At 35.6% G+C, this 15,658-nt stretch carries 15 protein-coding genes; 4 read left to right on the top strand and 11 right to left on the bottom strand.

Annotated features, from left to right (window positions below; all coding sequences use genetic code 11):
• Positions 1 to 230: 230 nt before the first annotated feature.
• Both RT261_RS18060 and RT261_RS18055 read right to left on the bottom strand, forming a co-directional pair.
• Positions 231 to 1,415, bottom strand: coding sequence for an iron-containing alcohol dehydrogenase (locus RT261_RS18060; protein ID WP_313134498.1), 1,185 nt, complete (start codon positions 1,413 to 1,415; stop codon positions 231 to 233).
• A gap of 263 nt (positions 1,416 to 1,678) precedes the next feature.
• Entirely contained in the window at positions 1,679 to 3,394 is a 1,716-nt protein-coding gene (locus RT261_RS18055; RefSeq protein ID WP_313134497.1) for a hypothetical protein, read from the bottom strand.
• Between the two features lie 376 nt (positions 3,395 to 3,770).
• On the opposite strand from RT261_RS18055, the gene RT261_RS18050 reads away from it, so the two are divergent.
• Positions 3,771 to 4,112: a carboxymuconolactone decarboxylase family protein gene (locus tag RT261_RS18050; protein ID WP_313134496.1), complete on the top strand. Its 342-nt coding sequence runs from the start codon at positions 3,771 to 3,773 to the stop codon at positions 4,110 to 4,112.
• A 325-nt stretch (positions 4,113 to 4,437) separates the two neighbouring features.
• Here RT261_RS18050 and RT261_RS18045 read toward each other — a convergent pair whose 3' ends face one another.
• The 3 genes from RT261_RS18045 to RT261_RS18035 form a co-directional block, all read right to left on the bottom strand.
• Positions 4,438 to 5,844, bottom strand: coding sequence for an APC family permease (locus tag RT261_RS18045; RefSeq protein WP_313134495.1), 1,407 nt, complete (start codon positions 5,842 to 5,844; stop codon positions 4,438 to 4,440).
• Between the two features lie 369 nt (positions 5,845 to 6,213).
• Positions 6,214 to 7,632 carry an FtsW/RodA/SpoVE family cell cycle protein gene (locus RT261_RS18040; RefSeq protein ID WP_313134494.1) on the bottom strand — a complete coding sequence of 473 codons (1,419 nt, stop codon included), beginning with the start codon at positions 7,630 to 7,632 and terminating at the stop codon, positions 6,214 to 6,216.
• Positions 7,616 to 7,963, bottom strand: a complete 348-nt coding sequence (locus RT261_RS18035) for a PadR family transcriptional regulator (RefSeq protein ID WP_331665528.1) — start codon at positions 7,961 to 7,963, stop codon at positions 7,616 to 7,618. The genes RT261_RS18040 and RT261_RS18035 overlap by 17 nt, the downstream gene beginning before the upstream one ends.
• Positions 7,964 to 8,301: 338 nt before the next feature.
• On the opposite strand from RT261_RS18035, the gene RT261_RS18030 reads away from it, so the two are divergent.
• Positions 8,302 to 8,793 carry a hypothetical protein gene (locus RT261_RS18030; protein WP_313134493.1) on the top strand — a complete coding sequence of 164 codons (492 nt, stop codon included), beginning with the start codon at positions 8,302 to 8,304 and terminating at the stop codon, positions 8,791 to 8,793.
• 124 nt (positions 8,794 to 8,917) lie between these two features.
• Here RT261_RS18030 and dhaM read toward each other — a convergent pair whose 3' ends face one another.
• The 6 genes from dhaM to RT261_RS18000 all read right to left on the bottom strand — a co-directional run bounded on the left by dhaM (position 8,918) and on the right by RT261_RS18000 (position 14,355).
• On the bottom strand, positions 8,918 to 9,307 hold the full coding sequence (gene dhaM / locus RT261_RS18025; RefSeq protein ID WP_313134492.1) for a dihydroxyacetone kinase phosphoryl donor subunit DhaM: 390 nt from the start codon (positions 9,305 to 9,307) through the stop codon (positions 8,918 to 8,920).
• A gap of 236 nt (positions 9,308 to 9,543) precedes the next feature.
• Positions 9,544 to 10,182 (bottom strand): dihydroxyacetone kinase subunit DhaL, encoded by a 639-nt coding sequence (dhaL, locus tag RT261_RS18020; protein WP_313134491.1) that lies wholly within the window; start codon positions 10,180 to 10,182, stop codon positions 9,544 to 9,546.
• 73 nt (positions 10,183 to 10,255) lie between these two features.
• Positions 10,256 to 11,254 carry a dihydroxyacetone kinase subunit DhaK gene (gene dhaK, locus RT261_RS18015; protein WP_313134490.1) on the bottom strand — a complete coding sequence of 333 codons (999 nt, stop codon included), beginning with the start codon at positions 11,252 to 11,254 and terminating at the stop codon, positions 10,256 to 10,258.
• Between the two features lie 55 nt (positions 11,255 to 11,309).
• Positions 11,310 to 11,876, bottom strand: coding sequence for a glycerol-3-phosphate responsive antiterminator (locus tag RT261_RS18010; RefSeq protein ID WP_313134489.1), 567 nt, complete (start codon positions 11,874 to 11,876; stop codon positions 11,310 to 11,312).
• 233 nt (positions 11,877 to 12,109) lie between these two features.
• The gene (gene glpK, locus RT261_RS18005; RefSeq protein ID WP_313134488.1) at positions 12,110 to 13,603 is read right to left on the bottom strand and encodes a glycerol kinase GlpK; all 1,494 of its coding nucleotides are present in this window, start codon (positions 13,601 to 13,603) and stop codon (positions 12,110 to 12,112) included.
• 47 nt (positions 13,604 to 13,650) lie between these two features.
• A complete protein-coding gene (locus RT261_RS18000) occupies positions 13,651 to 14,355 on the bottom strand; it encodes an MIP/aquaporin family protein (RefSeq protein ID WP_313134487.1) in 705 nt (234 codons plus the stop codon).
• A 416-nt stretch (positions 14,356 to 14,771) separates the two neighbouring features.
• On the opposite strand from RT261_RS18000, the gene RT261_RS17995 reads away from it, so the two are divergent.
• On the top strand, positions 14,772 to 14,972 hold the full coding sequence (locus RT261_RS17995; RefSeq protein ID WP_313134486.1) for a hypothetical protein: 201 nt from the start codon (positions 14,772 to 14,774) through the stop codon (positions 14,970 to 14,972).
• 103 nt (positions 14,973 to 15,075) lie between these two features.
• Positions 15,076 to 15,585: a GAF domain-containing protein gene (locus RT261_RS17990; protein WP_313134485.1), complete on the top strand. Its 510-nt coding sequence runs from the start codon at positions 15,076 to 15,078 to the stop codon at positions 15,583 to 15,585.
• Positions 15,586 to 15,658 lie beyond the last annotated feature (73 nt).

Raw genomic sequence — 15,658 nt, 5'->3', positions numbered from 1 at the left:
ATGGCCGACTAGAGACTCAGTGACGAGTATCGCCCTCTGCGATACTTGTCATGCGTTTTGAGGCTCTACCAAGGCCATGCCGCACGAGGGAAAGGTAGCAAAATTTATCCTATACACCACGTTATCCTTACAAAACATAAATTAAGTCATTATGAAAGCCCCAGTAACACTTTCTGAGTTCTCTATCCCCCCCAAGCAAAGCGTCCTACAGAGATAAATTTTTATTGGGATTATTTATTACTTTCTACGTATATGTTGTAGATATCGTCTTCGTCTAAAACTTTTATGCCACCAATAGTTCTTTTGCCGAAGAAGGTACACTTTACAGCCATTTCTCTCATTTCCTCGTCTGTGGCTTTTCGTCCGATTAACTCCGGTATACTAATTGGCATTCCCAGGGAACAGAAATAGTTTGTGGTAGCCTCTATGGCTGCTAAAGCTGTTTCTTCTGGATTTTCATAGTTTAGATTTAAGTTCCATACATTTACACCATATCGTGCAAATCTCATTACATCTTCTTTATACACATATCCAGCCCAGTCACCCCATATTGCAGCCAGCCCTGCGCCATGTGCTACATCATACTTGCCGCTTAATTCATGCTCCATCTGATGTACCGCCCAGTCTCCCTTACGTCCAAGACCGGTCAAGGTATTATGAGATAAACTTCCTGCCCAAAGAATCTCCGAACGTGCCTCATAATTTTCTGGATCTTTCATACAAACAGTTCCATATTGAATTGTTGTACGTAAAACTGCTTCTGCAATTCTATCTGTCATTTCGTTGATTCCACCTGGTGAAAAATAACGATCCATGGTATGCATCATAATGTCCACAACTCCGCAGGCAGTCTGATATGGCGGTAATGTATAAAGGAGTTCCGGATTCAATAACGTAAAACGAGGGCGGTTAAAATTACAATTATAGCCCTTCTTCAGCCATCCGTCCTCATTCGTAATAACACTGCTTGCACTTGTTTCCGTTCCTGTTGCTGCTAAAGTTATAATATTGCAGTGAGGAAGTCCTGTTTCCGGTACCGCTTTTCCGTCGTATATTTCCCATATATCACCTTTATAGGGAACACCTAAAGCAATTGCCTTAGCAGAATCTATCGCTGATCCGCCTCCTACTCCAAGAACGAAGTCAACACCTGTTTTACGGCAAAGTTCTATGCCTTCTCTTACCAGGGAAAGACGTGGATTGGGCTGCACTCCTCCTAACATAACATAATCAATATTTTCTTTTCTTAAAGAAGCTTCTACACGGTCAAGAAGTCCGCTTTTCTTTGCGCTGCTGCCGCCGTAATGTACTAATACTTTCTTACCGCCCCACTTCCTTATTTCAGAACCTACTCTAAGTTCTACCTCTTTTCCAAAAATAACTTTTGTGGGTGAATAGAATTCAAATTTATTCATTGTTGTCCTCCTTTAAATTAAAAATACTTTGTATGAATTCACATTTTATATGTATTTCTCTGAAACATTTGTGTTTTATACTATCATAATAACATATAAATTAGAAATATAATAATGAATAATAAAAAAAGCCCTGTATCTAGTACTTAGGCGGATTTCGAAGGACCACCGCCCCAACACTTTAACACAGAGCCATCAAAAAACCACAACCTTTTAAAATATCAGCTCTTAAAGGTTGTGGGCTTGTTTGTCACTTATTTATTTTACATATTTTCAAGTAAATAAGAATAATCTTTTATCAACGACTGCAATATCCTATCAAGCTGCTTCTCATCAGAAGATATTACTTCATTTTCATCATAAACATATTCATTGCCGTCTTCATCCCGAACTTGATATTTGTGATTTCCCAATGATAGAAAGCCTGCATTGGCAGAATTATTATATTCCTCTGTATTAGCAAATATGGTTGGTTTCTTAAGATATGGAAATCCCCCTCTTGTACAAAAGGTATGGCAATTATCGCATTCATTGCATCTGTTTTCTATGTGTACAATCTGGTACGGAGCTGCAAAACGGTCATCATATAATTTAATATTGGCACGATTAGGACATACATCCACACACAAACCACAATTTATTTTAAAGCAGTCATAGCAGGGCAGGGTATCTTCCAATATTCTTCCGTCACCCTTATTTTTATAATTTGCATCTGATTTTGCAGCTTCCGCCAATATTTTTATTCCATCTACATCCAGCTGGTCCAATGAAAAAGACTCCACTTTTAATTTACCAATAATATCTTTTGTATTGATATATCCCCGTGGCTTTAAAAGTATGGTAGAAAATGTTACCGGAGCAATGCCTGTTTTTATAACAGGCACTATGTTGTTCTTATCAATACCGCCTGATAATGAAATAGGAATATTACCTTCAAAACTTTCTGCGAATTTTGCTGCTATACCAAGGGCAATGGCATAAAGAGGTTTTCCTGATAAATACATAGTTTCACCGGGTAAAACATCCCTTCCGTTATCAACTGCCAATGTATTGGTTAGCTTTATTCCAACCCTTACCCCATTCTCTTTACCTAATTGTTTCAACTTTGAAATAATGTCAACTGCCTTATCGTATTTTAAATCATTATCAAAGTCTTCTCTTTTGATAATTACTTCCTTATATCCCAAATTATCTAAGATTCCTCTTACATAATCATATCCTAACAAAGTTGGATTACATTTAATAAAAGTATTTATTTTTTTATTAGTTATCAAATGGGTGCCAATATCAATAATTTCTTCCGGCCTGCATCCATGTAGAGTGGATACCGTAACTAAGTTTGTAATATTAGAAGATATTTTACTTATATCCTTCTCTTTAAACCTCTTAAATTCATGAATATTCTTTTTTAATACAGCAAGGCAGGCTTTAAAAGTTTCGGTATTCTTTGCCTCTTTCATATCATCGATAAATTCCGATACTTTTTTAGATTGAATTCCTTCTAAGTCATAACCTACACTTATATTAAATGCAAAATCTTTTATATCCGATATTCCCAATTCAATTGCTATAACCTGTAACAGTACGGAGGCTTTGATATATTCACTTTTTGCTTCTTCTATCGATAATTCCGTTGACCATTCCACATTATAGCCTACATTTCTTGCATCAATGCATGGTTTTTTAATAATCTCCTGCATCTGTTTACCATCTATGATTTGAACCGTTTTTAACTCAAAAAATCTAGAACCGGTTAAATATGCCGATAATATATTCTGAGCCAATTGTGTATGGGGCCCTGCCGCCGGACCAATTGGAGTTCGTAAATACTCGCCGTTAAAATTCATTTCTAAACTTTCATTGCCCGGCTTATAAAAATATTTTTCTTCTATTTCAAATATTTTTCCCTTTGAATAGTAGTCTTTTAAAGTTATGTCAAGGAGACTTTCAAAAGAAAGTATTCTCATTGTATCGCTCATTTTTGATCACCTTTCCATTAAGTAAAATTTATATTTAAGGTTTTCTTCCCTGCTTAATTATATAATTATAAGTACAAAAAAGCGTTTCCTTCATTTTATAGGATTACAGTACCCTACAAATAAAAAATGCTACCGATCTATTCGATAGCATCCCCAAATATTAAATATTTCATTTATATTACTATCATTACCTACTACAATAACTTGTATACTAGAATATAATAAAATCATTAAAATTTCAAGTGTTTTGTTGATAAAATTTCTTAATAAATTTTCTTTAATTTACCCAGAAAGTTATATGTTTTCTATAAAAATCTATCTTCCATATATTAAAATTATAAAAACTGGAAATAATACAAAAAAAGGTGGTGATTAAATGGATCAGGAAATAAACAATTTCAAAGTCATAGAGAAAAATCTGGACTACTTTATTGAGAAACACGGTGAAATCTACGATGCCTATACAAACTATGGGAACTTAGTTCATGAAAAAGGCGGTCCTTTAGACGAGAAAACAAGATGGCTAATTAAAGTTGCATTGTCAACAGAATGTCAAAATGAATTTTCCTTAAGAACACATATCCTAAAAGCGCTAAAAGGCGGATGTACACGAGATGAGATAGAACATTCTATACTCTTAGTAGCACCTACAGCAGGATTTCCAAAAACAATGAGAGGTTTACTAATAGCAAGAGAAGTTCTAAAAGGCGAGAAATAAGGTTTGTCACCTTAAGAATTTAGTATGTTCATTGCTGAGAGTTTATCCATCCTTTACGAAAAAGAATGAACTATCCTTCCATTAATGAGCGGCGGAGAATCTCTAATTATTAGGATTCTCCGCCTTTCAAGATCAGAAAGATATATAATAGTTTAGAATGATATTATGATTTGTAATAACATAATGGCTTAATACGATATTACGATTTATAATAACATAATGGTTTAATACGATATTACGATTTATAATAACATAATGGCTTAATATAATATTGTAATTTATAATAGCATAATGATTCATATGATATTATGATATAAAATGCTTGTTACTGCTTATTAGATTTCTTGTAATACAAGAAGCCAGCTATACATACCATAAAACATATGAACATAAAAATAAGTACATAGAACGGATTTGTTACAATCCCTCCAATTAATATAATCAACGATCCCAGAATAGCAAATACAGGACATATTATTCCTTTGAAAAAGCTATCTATAGTTTTCTCTTTCCACATCATGATTACTTTAATATACAGCACAATATAACAGGTATAGCCAAACACAACCGATATTTCACTAACATCTGATTTGTTTAATATTCCGCTTTTTTGTGTTAAATAATGAAGTGCTAACCAGATAACAGAGGCAGCAAAAGAAATAATGCAGGAGGGAAAGGATAACCCGATCTTAGGCTGTATCTCAACAATCTTCCCGGAATTAGGAATCATTTTCTTACTTGCCAGGGCCTGAGGCATTCTTAAGCTTCCCAAAGTCACTCCATTTACCACACCTAAAACGGAAATAACTATGAATATCACTATAATTTTAGATCCATTGCTTCCTAATATTAATTCACCTGCTCTATTTACGGCATCATTACCGGTTGACATAAGGTATTCTGTACCTAACATATTGCTAAGTCCTAAAAAGTACATTAAATATACTCCTAACACAACCAAAGGACCAATAACAAGTGCAAGTGACATATTCTTTTTCGGATTCTTAACTTCATTCGTAATACTGGTTGCAATCGTCCAACCATCGTAGGAATATGCTATAGGTGTTAAAGCTGCCACCCATCTTAAGCCTACATTGCTTTTTTCAATGATTTCTATTCCTGCCGGTATCTCCGGATTGGGAGCACCCCAAAAGAATCCTATAATAGCAAATCCAATTAAAGGAATCAGTTTAAGTATAGTAGATGCATTTTGAAAATATCCACCTACTTTAACTGATATTATATTAAGTGTATATACCATGGTCATAAGCACCAACCCTAATATAATCTGTGCCTCAAGACCTGCCTGTATATTAAACAAGGAAAAAATATAAAGACTGGCCACCCAGGAAACAACTGCAATTACAGATGGATAATAAACAAAAGTTTGGAACCAGCCAAATCCACTGGCAACTCTTTTGGATATAAAATCTTCATAATAGCCTACAAATCCTCCGTTTTTCTTTGTTCTAACAGAGAATTCTATCAGTGTCAGGCTTCCAAATATAATACTAAATGCTCCAATGCAGAATACCAAAGCACCTAACTTTGCATTTCCTCCTGTATAGATTAGAACATCATCGCTTTTAAAAAATATACCAGAACCAATAACGATTCCAATAATCATTGTGGTTGCTGTAAGTAACCCATAATTTATCTTTGTTTCCTGCCGGCTTTGTGCATTTTCGGCATTGATGTTATTGCTTTTGTTGCGTTCTCTTGCTTTTTCCATCTTGTCTCCTTGTCGGCCTTATATTTTTTTATATATCCTTTTCTTAGAATCTACGTTCTCTTTGTATTCTTTATGTAATATAATTTCTAATTCTAAATACTTAATTCTACATTCCCATACAGCATTTGTCAATTACTTTTTGAAACTTCAATCAGGTCCTGTCCTTAGTTCAAATGGTCAAATTCCGAAAGGCTTGCTTCTATATTAATTCAGTCATAAAAACCCCCTTTTATCTCTTTAAAATAAGAGACAAAGGGGGCTGCTAATATTATTTTTTAATATCTTTTTCTTATTCTCAACTATAATATATGTAGAAAATATATGCGTAGGAAATATATATGTATTATACATGGAAATACATTTTTTGTCTTATCCCTTAAGATTAATAATTAATTTCCCATCTTCATAGGAAATAAATGAACTGTTCTTAGGGCATGGCCTCCAGCCATCCTGAATAATATCCCCGGTTCGAAACACAGAGAGCATGATACCGATTAATCCGGCGTTCAAAAACAATGCTGACCTTCCATAGGATACCAAAGGTAAGGACAACTCTGTTAATAAGCCATATCCAAGATTACCAGCTATATATGAAACAGTCTGCATTACAAAAATCATCAAAATGGATAGAGACACCAGTAAGCCCAATACACTTCGCTGCTTGGATACATAATAGAAGCCCAAAATAGAAAATACAATAAATAAAAGTGTAATACCAATAAATACAATCCATCCATAGTTATGCGTTAATATGGTAAGTATTTGGTCAATGTCAACTCCTGGTCTTAATATGGTAAATATTGAGTTAGTATTAATTCCTGATTTTGATAACTCTATATTGCTCATATTCTGGGGAATGACCCCCTTTCCTATAAATGCTGCTCCGGACATTATTTGGCGTATCATATTAGTCTGAAATCCCTTTGGATTGAAGGAAGGATCCATTAATATTCTAATCCGTTGAAGCCGGTAAGGATAAAGCAGAAACATAGCCATTACTGAAATCCCCCCTAAAACAGTGGGTATAAGAGCCATACGTAAGCACTGTTTTTTATTGCCGCCAAGCCATCCTCTTCTTACTGTAACGAATAATAAAACTAATGCGGAAACTGTATACAACACAAAACCGGTAGTGGACGGAACCAATAATAATATAATTCCGTAGGGCATATAACCAATTACGCAAAGCAATACCCCTTTAGTCCCTTTATTTCCCATTGCATAGATGAGTAGTGAATAAGCAAGTGGAAATATCAAAGCTAAATAAGACAAATTAACCGCAAATCCGGCAAAAATGAACCAGGCTCTTCCGTTTATTCCTGAGGCTAAAGTAAAGCCTGCTATACTAAATAATAAAACTGTAAAATAACATACCTTTGGATATTTTGCCAAAGCCGTAAAATCCAGAAAATAAGCAGCAAAGAATATTATAATAGAAAAAATGTAAGGAACGATGCTGAAGCTATTAAAAGATGACTCAGAACTATCAATTAAATATCTTGCCCCGCCTCCCACAAGTATTAAGGCAATCGACAGCAGAATCAATATCCATTGGGGTTTGGGCTTATGTGTTTTGTCAAGTGCAATCCCTACGCTTACCGCATCACCCATTTGTAAGATAGCCTTCTTTGTTGCAGCCTCCTCTTCTTCCCCTTGGGATAAATAATAATCACGCTGGTCACAAAGATGATCTTCTATCTCCTTTGCTATGCCCGGATGTGCTTTTTTCCATCTAACCTGTTCACAGACGGTTGTACTATATTTTTTAATTTCATCCGTTAAAGGCAATGCTGACACCTCCGTTCAATACCTTATTAACTGCCGCCGTATACTCCATCCACTCCTGCTTTTTCCCTGTCAAAAGCTTTCTGCCTTTGGAGGTTAGATGGTAATACTTTCGAATCTTGGCTCCTTCTGCTTTCTCCTCATAGGACTCTACCATTCCTTCCTTCTCCAGATTGTGTAGAATTGGATATAAGGTACCTGCTTTCAACTGAAAAGTATCATCTGATTTCTTTGACAAAGTATCAATCATCTGATACCCGTACATATCTTGCTCCTCAAGTAATTTTAGTATGAGAGTCGTTGTACTTCCTGTAATCAGGCTTTTATCAATCACAGTATATTGTCCTCCTTTATATATAGATTATCTATACGTTACATTATATGTAGTTGATCTATATATGTCAACATTTTATTTTTATAACTTAGAATGGCCTTAGCGAGTAGTGCTGATAGCATTCATTCCACTGATGTAAGTCATGTCTTTTATTAATAACTAGAAAAAAAGCTGCTGTAAAATAGGCAATTTAATTAGCCAAAAGAGCGACAATGACTTGAAAAAGGCTCCACATTAATATACAATAAATGGAGGAAGAGTTTTATTATGTATAATATTTGTGTTTGTGATAGCGAAAAAAGCACATGTGCTGAATTTAGAATTGCAGGGTGAAATTAATGAGAAAAAGATGGTTCTTTTTAGGTCTTTTTATAATAATAACATTGATAGTATTTTATTTTTTCAGGCCTAATTATATTAAACTTGGGAACGATGAAAAATTGAATAGCCTTCTTATTGCCTACGTTGAAAGTGATCTAAAAGATGGTGAACCAATAATAAAGAATACTGAATATTCGGTAGAGATAAATGATATACGATATGATTATATAAAAGAAATCGTGGAAGAACAAAAATTTTATCATAACATAAAAGGAGTTTTTGATAAAGATAGAGAAGAAAAAGATGTTTCATGGCAAATTCAAATATATACAAATATGACATACATTTTTATTACATCAAATGGAAATGTTAGATTTAATAGATATACAAATGATACAGGTGAAAATACAAAACATGAGGACGTGACGTTATATAGTTTAGGAAGAAATAAAGTTGATAGAGCAGAGGCTATCAAAAAGAGTATTTTAGAAATAGTTCAGGAGAATTAAAGCTCTTTTGCTTTCTGCAAATTAATCTTTATTCGGTACTCATAGGAGGGATAAATAGTCCCTCCTATTATTCTTCATATCACTTGTATAGAATCTGAAAACAAAAATTACCTCGTTACGGTTATTAGGGCATTTTTGCTATACTTAAGGATTTTAATTCTTCTTTGATTTCAGTAAGTGTCTTATTAAGACTGCATTCAATAGCTGCTGTAACTGCTCCCTCTACCAAAGCAGTATCAAGAATTTCCACCTTTTCTCTCATTTCTTCTGTGAGGGATTCTAAGGCTATGTCCGCACTCATATAAGCACTGCCGATATCAAAAAGAATGAGAACTCCATCTTGCGTATACACTTCTTTTATGGCAGTAATTATTTTTTCTGCATCTGTACCCAGTCGTCCGTCGTTGGTCCCGCCTGCTGCTGCAATGGAAACTTCTTCCGCCATTTGTCCTGCCAATTCTTTTAATCCTTCCGCTATTTTTTCGCTATGAGATACGATTACCAGTCCTACCATGCTTTTCTCCTAATTATATACTTTTTGTCAATGTGATGATATACGATCTGCTAAACCACTGTAATATAGTAGGTGATGATATACAATCTGTTAAACACTATAATATAGTTTTATGATAACTGGAAACTATATTAGCTTATCTAATAACTAAAGCTGTATTATTTAACTTTTATAACCCAAAGCTTTAAAGAATTTTTTATCATTTACATATATCCCAAATATATAATTCTACATATTTATTTCTTCATATTTATTTCTTCATATATCGTCTTTAAAATAAGGGCACTTGAGGTGGCTCCCGCATCCTGATGGCCAATGCTGCGTTCCCCCAGATAGCTTGCCCTGCCTTTACGGGCAATAATATCTTTTGTATGTTCCACTCCTTTGTAAGCTGCATCTACTGCTTCTTTTAATGCTTCTTCCGAAGATAACCCAAGTTGAATGGCCTTGCTTAAAGCATAAAGCCCGGGCTCTATGGCATCAACCATGGTTTTATCCTCTAATACAGCTTTCCCTCTCATTTTAATTCCATCTAAAGCTGCTGATAACATCTTTTCAAAATCGACGATATCTATTACTTCTTTGCTGCCTGCTTCCAGTCCGGCTTTCATAAAAGCGGTTCCATATAGTGGCCCTGAAGCACCGCCTACATTAGAAACTAAAGTCATTCCTGTTTTCTTTAGAAGATCTCCTATATTGGCACCGGTATCCTCCTTTAGTTTTTCTCTAACTGCATGGAACCCTTTGCTCATATTTAGACCATGATCTCCGTCTCCTATGGCAGCATCCAGTTCTGTCAGAAATAGCTTATTTTCTTCGATTCTATCTGCTATTTTATTAATTATTTCAATGACCTTTTCTCCATTGATACTCATGTTTACCTCGATTCAGGCGCTTTAGCGCTATTAATAACGGCAGAAATCTTAAGAAGCCCCATCTTCTAGCAAACTATAAAGATTTAAAAGCCGGTGTGTCTGCAGTTGCATCTAATAATGTTTTTAATTCTTTGTCCAATCTTAAGATACTTACAGAACATCCTGCCATTTCTAGAGATGTCATAAATTCGCCTACCAGAGTTTTATATACTTTTATGCCTTTTTCCCAAAGAATTTCATTGACTTTTCTATTTACAATATATAATTCCATTAAAGGAGTGGAAGCTAAACCGTTTACCATAACAGCTACTTCTTCACCGTCCTTTAATTTCATATCTTCTAAGATTTTGCCAACTAAGTGTTCTGTAACTTCATCGGCGGTTTTTAAAGTATCTTTGTGGGTTCCCGGTTCTCCATGAATTCCCATACCGATTTCCATTTCATTTTCTCCTAATGTAAAGTTCGCTTTTCCCGCTGCCGGCACAATACAAGGCGTTAAAGCCATTCCCATACTTCTTACATTATCTATTACCTTCTGAGCAGTTTCTTTTACTTCCTCCAAAGTTGCACCTGTTTCCGCCTTTGCTCCTGCAATTTTATGTACGAATACAGTTCCTGCAATACCCCGTCTGCCTGCGGTATAAGTGCTGTTTTCTACAGCGACATCATCATTTACCACAACATAGTCTACCTTAATCAATTCCATTTCTGCCATTTCTTTTGCCATCTCAAAGTTCATAATATCGCCGGTGTAATTCTTTACAATCAGGAGAACGCCTGCTCCGCCGTCTACTGCCTTAATAGCTTCATATATAGGATCCGGAGTGGGTGATGTAAATACATCTCCTGCAACTGCCCCGTCTAGCATACCTTTTCCTACATATCCCCCATGAGATGGTTCATGTCCGCTGCCGCCGCCGCTGACCAAAGCCACTTTTCCGGTTACTGGTGAATTCTTTCTTACCAATACATTAAATCCCTTTAATTTTCTAACATATTCGGGATGCGCCAATACGATACCTTCTAACATTTCTTCTACTACATTCTCCGGTTGATTGATTAATTTCTTCAATGCGATTGCCCCCTTTGTCTATTTTATACTTTGTATATGACATAGATACCATATGTTACATATACCATACTTCTTCGCAACTGGTGGATATTGCTGTTGCACCTGCCTTTAAGCTTTGCATAACATCCTCCTTGTCCATAATTAAACCGCCGGTGATAATCGGTACTTTTGTTGCTCCAACCAGCTTCTTTGTAATCTTAGGCATGATACCCGGTAAAATCTCAACCGCATTCGGGCACATGTCTTCAATGGAGCCAATACCGGTGTCCAAAGACAAATGATCCAGCATAAACAGCCTTTGGATTACAAACATATTTATATTTTTGGAAGCTTTAACAAGAGTTGTTTTCGTTGTAATAATGCCATCCGGCCTAATATTTTCATGAATGTATTGCAAAGCCAATGCATCTCTTGAGAATCCATCAATTAAATCTACATGCACATAGGATAATTTTCCTGAGTTTCTTACCCTTTCAATATACGACTTTATATTAAAAATATCCGATTTTAATATAAAAATAACCTCACAGGGAGACTTTATTGCATTTTCTAACTGATTACGGTCTTTAATTGCCGCAATGATTGGATTTATCTGCAGTCTATGATAAAACTCATTCTTCATGTAATTTCCCCCTGTTATAAATAACTTGTCTCCATATTAATATTTGTTATTCTATGTATTACTTCAAATCACCCATTACTTAGGAAAATTCAAAACAAGTGATAGCTAATTCGCAGCTCTGCTCTCATAATATAAATTGACTTTCGAGAGTACGAAATGAAATATATAGTATTTCATACTCTCGAAGGTCTAGCATAACCTATATTGGGCAAAGCCTCCTATTTCCTAAACTCTTACTTTTCCCAGTCTCTTGATCTTCCTACTGCTTTATGCCATCCGGCTGTTGCCTTTTCTCTCTTTTCTGCTTCCATGTCAGGAGTAAAAGTTGTAGGGGCAATGCCGCTGGAATTGATATCATCCAAATCTTTCCAGTATCCCACTGCCAAGCCTGCAAGGTAAGCTGCACCTAAAGCTGTAGTTTCAATAACTGCCGGTCTTTCAACAGGTGTATCCAATACATCTGCCTGGAATTGCATTAAGAAATTATTTGCACAAGCACCGCCGTCAACCTTTAATGCCTGCAAACGGATTCCGGAATCTTGTTCCATAGCATTTAATACGTCATAGGTCTGATATGCCATAGATTCTAACGCGGCTCTGATTAAGTGTTCTTTCTTCGCGCCTCTTGTAAGTCCAACAATAGTTCCTCTTGCATATTGATCCCAATAAGGAGCACCAAGTCCTACAAATGCAGGTACTAAATAGACACCATTGGTATCTTCCACTTCTTTAGCATATTTCTCAGAATCTGCGGCATTACTGATAATTTTTAATTCATCACGTAACCATTGAATAACCGCACCACCTACAAAGATACTGCCTTCCAAAGCATATTCCGGTTTTCCGTTATAGCATGCAGCCATAGTGGTCAATAAACCGTTCTTGGATTCCACCGGTTGATTACCTGTATTCATAAGTAAGAAACAACCTGTTCCGTATGTATTCTTAGCCATACCTTCTTTGCAGCATAATTGGCCAAATAAAGCTGCCTGCTGGTCTCCGGCATCTCCGGCGATTGGAATCGGTGAACCAAATACTGCATCGTCGGTTTCGCCATATACTTCACTGGAAGTCTTTACTTCCGGAAGCATGGACGCTGGAATATTTAATTCTTCTAATATTTCTTCATCCCATTTTAAATCATGGATATTATAAATCATGGTTCTGGAAGCATTGGTATAATCCGTCACATGAACTTTACCCTTTGTCAGATTCCAAATTAACCAAGTATCAATATTACCGAATAGTAAATCGCCCTTCTCAGCTAATTCCCTTGCACCGGGAACATTTTCAAGAATCCATCTGATTTTGGTTCCGGAAAAATAAGCGTCTACGATTAAACCGGTCTTATCTTTAATGATTTTATCAAAGCCTTTTGCTTTCAATTGGTCACAATATTCCGCAGTCCTTCTGCATTGCCAAACAATAGCATGATAAATAGGTTCTCCGGTATTCTTATTCCATACAACTGTAGTCTCTCGCTGATTCGTAATACCGATGGCTGCCACATCGTCAGCTTCCAATCCTGCTTTTGCCAATGCTTCTTTGGCAACACCTACCTGTGTTCCCCAGATTTCCATTGCATCATGTTCTACCCAGCCTGCCTTTGGATAAATCTGTGTAAATTCTTTTTGCGCTACTGCTACCATTTCTCCCTGTTTGTTAAATAAAATACATCTTGAACTTGTAGTACCTTGATCCAATGCCATTATAAAATCTTTTCCCATGATTTAATCCTCCATTTTTTCTTAGTTTTTTATTATAAGGTGACCCTCTAGAAAATTACCGTATATAACAGACCTCCAAGTAAACCTCCAATTATTGGTCCTACTACTGGTATCCATGCATAACCCCAATCAGAACCGCCTTTTCCTGCAATGGGAAGAATAGCGTGAGCAATACGAGGTCCCAAATCTCTTGCAGGATTAATTGCATATCCAGTTGGTCCGCCTAAGGAAAGACCGATTATTAAGATTAATAAACCAACTGCGAAGGTTCCAAAACCATCTGCCATCGTTGTTTCCCCAAGACCAAGGATGCCAAATACTAACATGAACGTACCAATGATTTCTGTAATTAAGTTAGCTCCAACGTTTCTGATTGCTGGTGCAGTACAGAATACCCCAAGTTTTGCAGCCTTATCTTCTGTCTCTTTCCAATGTGCAAGATAGGTAAGCCATACTAAAGCTGCGCCTACAATTGCGCCAATAAATTGCGCTGCAATATATGCAGGTACTTTACTCCAGGCAAAGTTACCGATTGCTGCAAGAGCAATGGTTACAGCAGGATTAAAATGTCCACCGCTAATTGGACCAAAAATCCATGCTGCAGTTGCTACTGCTACTGCCCAGGCCATAGTTACTACGATCCATCCCCCATCTTTTGCCTTACTTTTGTTAAGCGCTACACCCGCTACAACACCATCCCCCAACAAAATCAGTGTTGCAGTTCCTAGAAGTTCTGCTAAAAAAGTTGACATAAATACCTCCTATTATATTTTGATTTTTTATAATTAAATCTATGTACAAGCCTTAGCACATAGACATAATTTTGATAAAAAACTTTTCAACAAAATAATTGTTTATTTTTATCGAAAAATAGCAAAAAGCCACTATTATAAAGAGTGTTTGCTCTTTATAATAATGGCTTCTCTTCTCTCCGCCTCAATATGAAGTTTACTTTCTGGTTCATTATATTCGAAACATGTCTATAAAAGACCTTAAATGGACAAACAATTCTTTTAGCTGCGTTATTTTTTTGCCAGGTTTTATAATTTATATTAGGACAACTTATTAATATTTTAATAAACACATTACATTATAAAATTGATGAATAAAGACATACTATACTCTGTAACTAATGAATCCAAATAAAAATACAGAAAGGGATGGTTATATGGAAAATTATTTAAATCACCCGGAAGTACCAATCGGTTTAGGAATGGCTCTGGCAAAGAATCCTTCCGCAATGAACTATTTTTCTAATCTGGATGCAGATAGTCAAAGACGGATTATTGACCAAACCCACTCCGTTCGTTCCAAGGAAGAAATGGACTCATTTGTATCAAGCTTTTCAAGCGGAAACAGTTTTCGATAATAACAAATAGTTCTAATAAATGAATTCCTTGATTGACAGAAATAAATGAGATATACTTGTGTAAAAGTTTATCTCATTTATTTTTATAAAAAAGGAGCCGGCTATGAAAGAAATAAATTCCATGTATCCTTCGGATAAGAAGGAGTGTTATTCTTTAATACATTCACAGTTAAAATCCATTCTGGAAGATGAGCCATATGTCATTCCAAATTTAAGCAATACTTCTGCCCTTCTCAATGAAGCTTTAGCAGATATTAATTGGGTAGGATTTTATCTCATACATAATAATGAATTACTTTTAGGGCCTTTTCAGGGCAAAATTGCATGTGTCCACATAGCAATCGGAAGAGGTGTATGTGGAACTGCTGTTTTAAAAGACGAAACTCAGTTGATACCGGATGTTCATGAGTTTCCCGGACATATTGCCTGTGATAGTGCCTCAAAGTCAGAAGTTGTAATTCCCATTCATAGTGATGGAAGAGTTGTTGGTGTATTAGATATAGATAGTCCTATTACCCAAAGATTTGATGAAATGGATAAAGAAGGATTGGAGGAAATAGTTAGAATTTTAGAGACAAGTTGTAATTGGAAGGATTCTATTTTCATTGGTTAAACACACGAAACACCTGTTTTGTATTTCTTATTTGTATTTTTACCTTGTTGTATCCTTTTGCCCTTAATTTATT

Origin of the sequence: Anaerocolumna sp., from assembly GCF_032079385.1 — a bacterium.
Lineage (GTDB): Bacteria > Bacillota > Clostridia > Lachnospirales > Lachnospiraceae > Anaerocolumna.
This window is presented reverse-complemented; position numbering and strand designations above follow the sequence as displayed.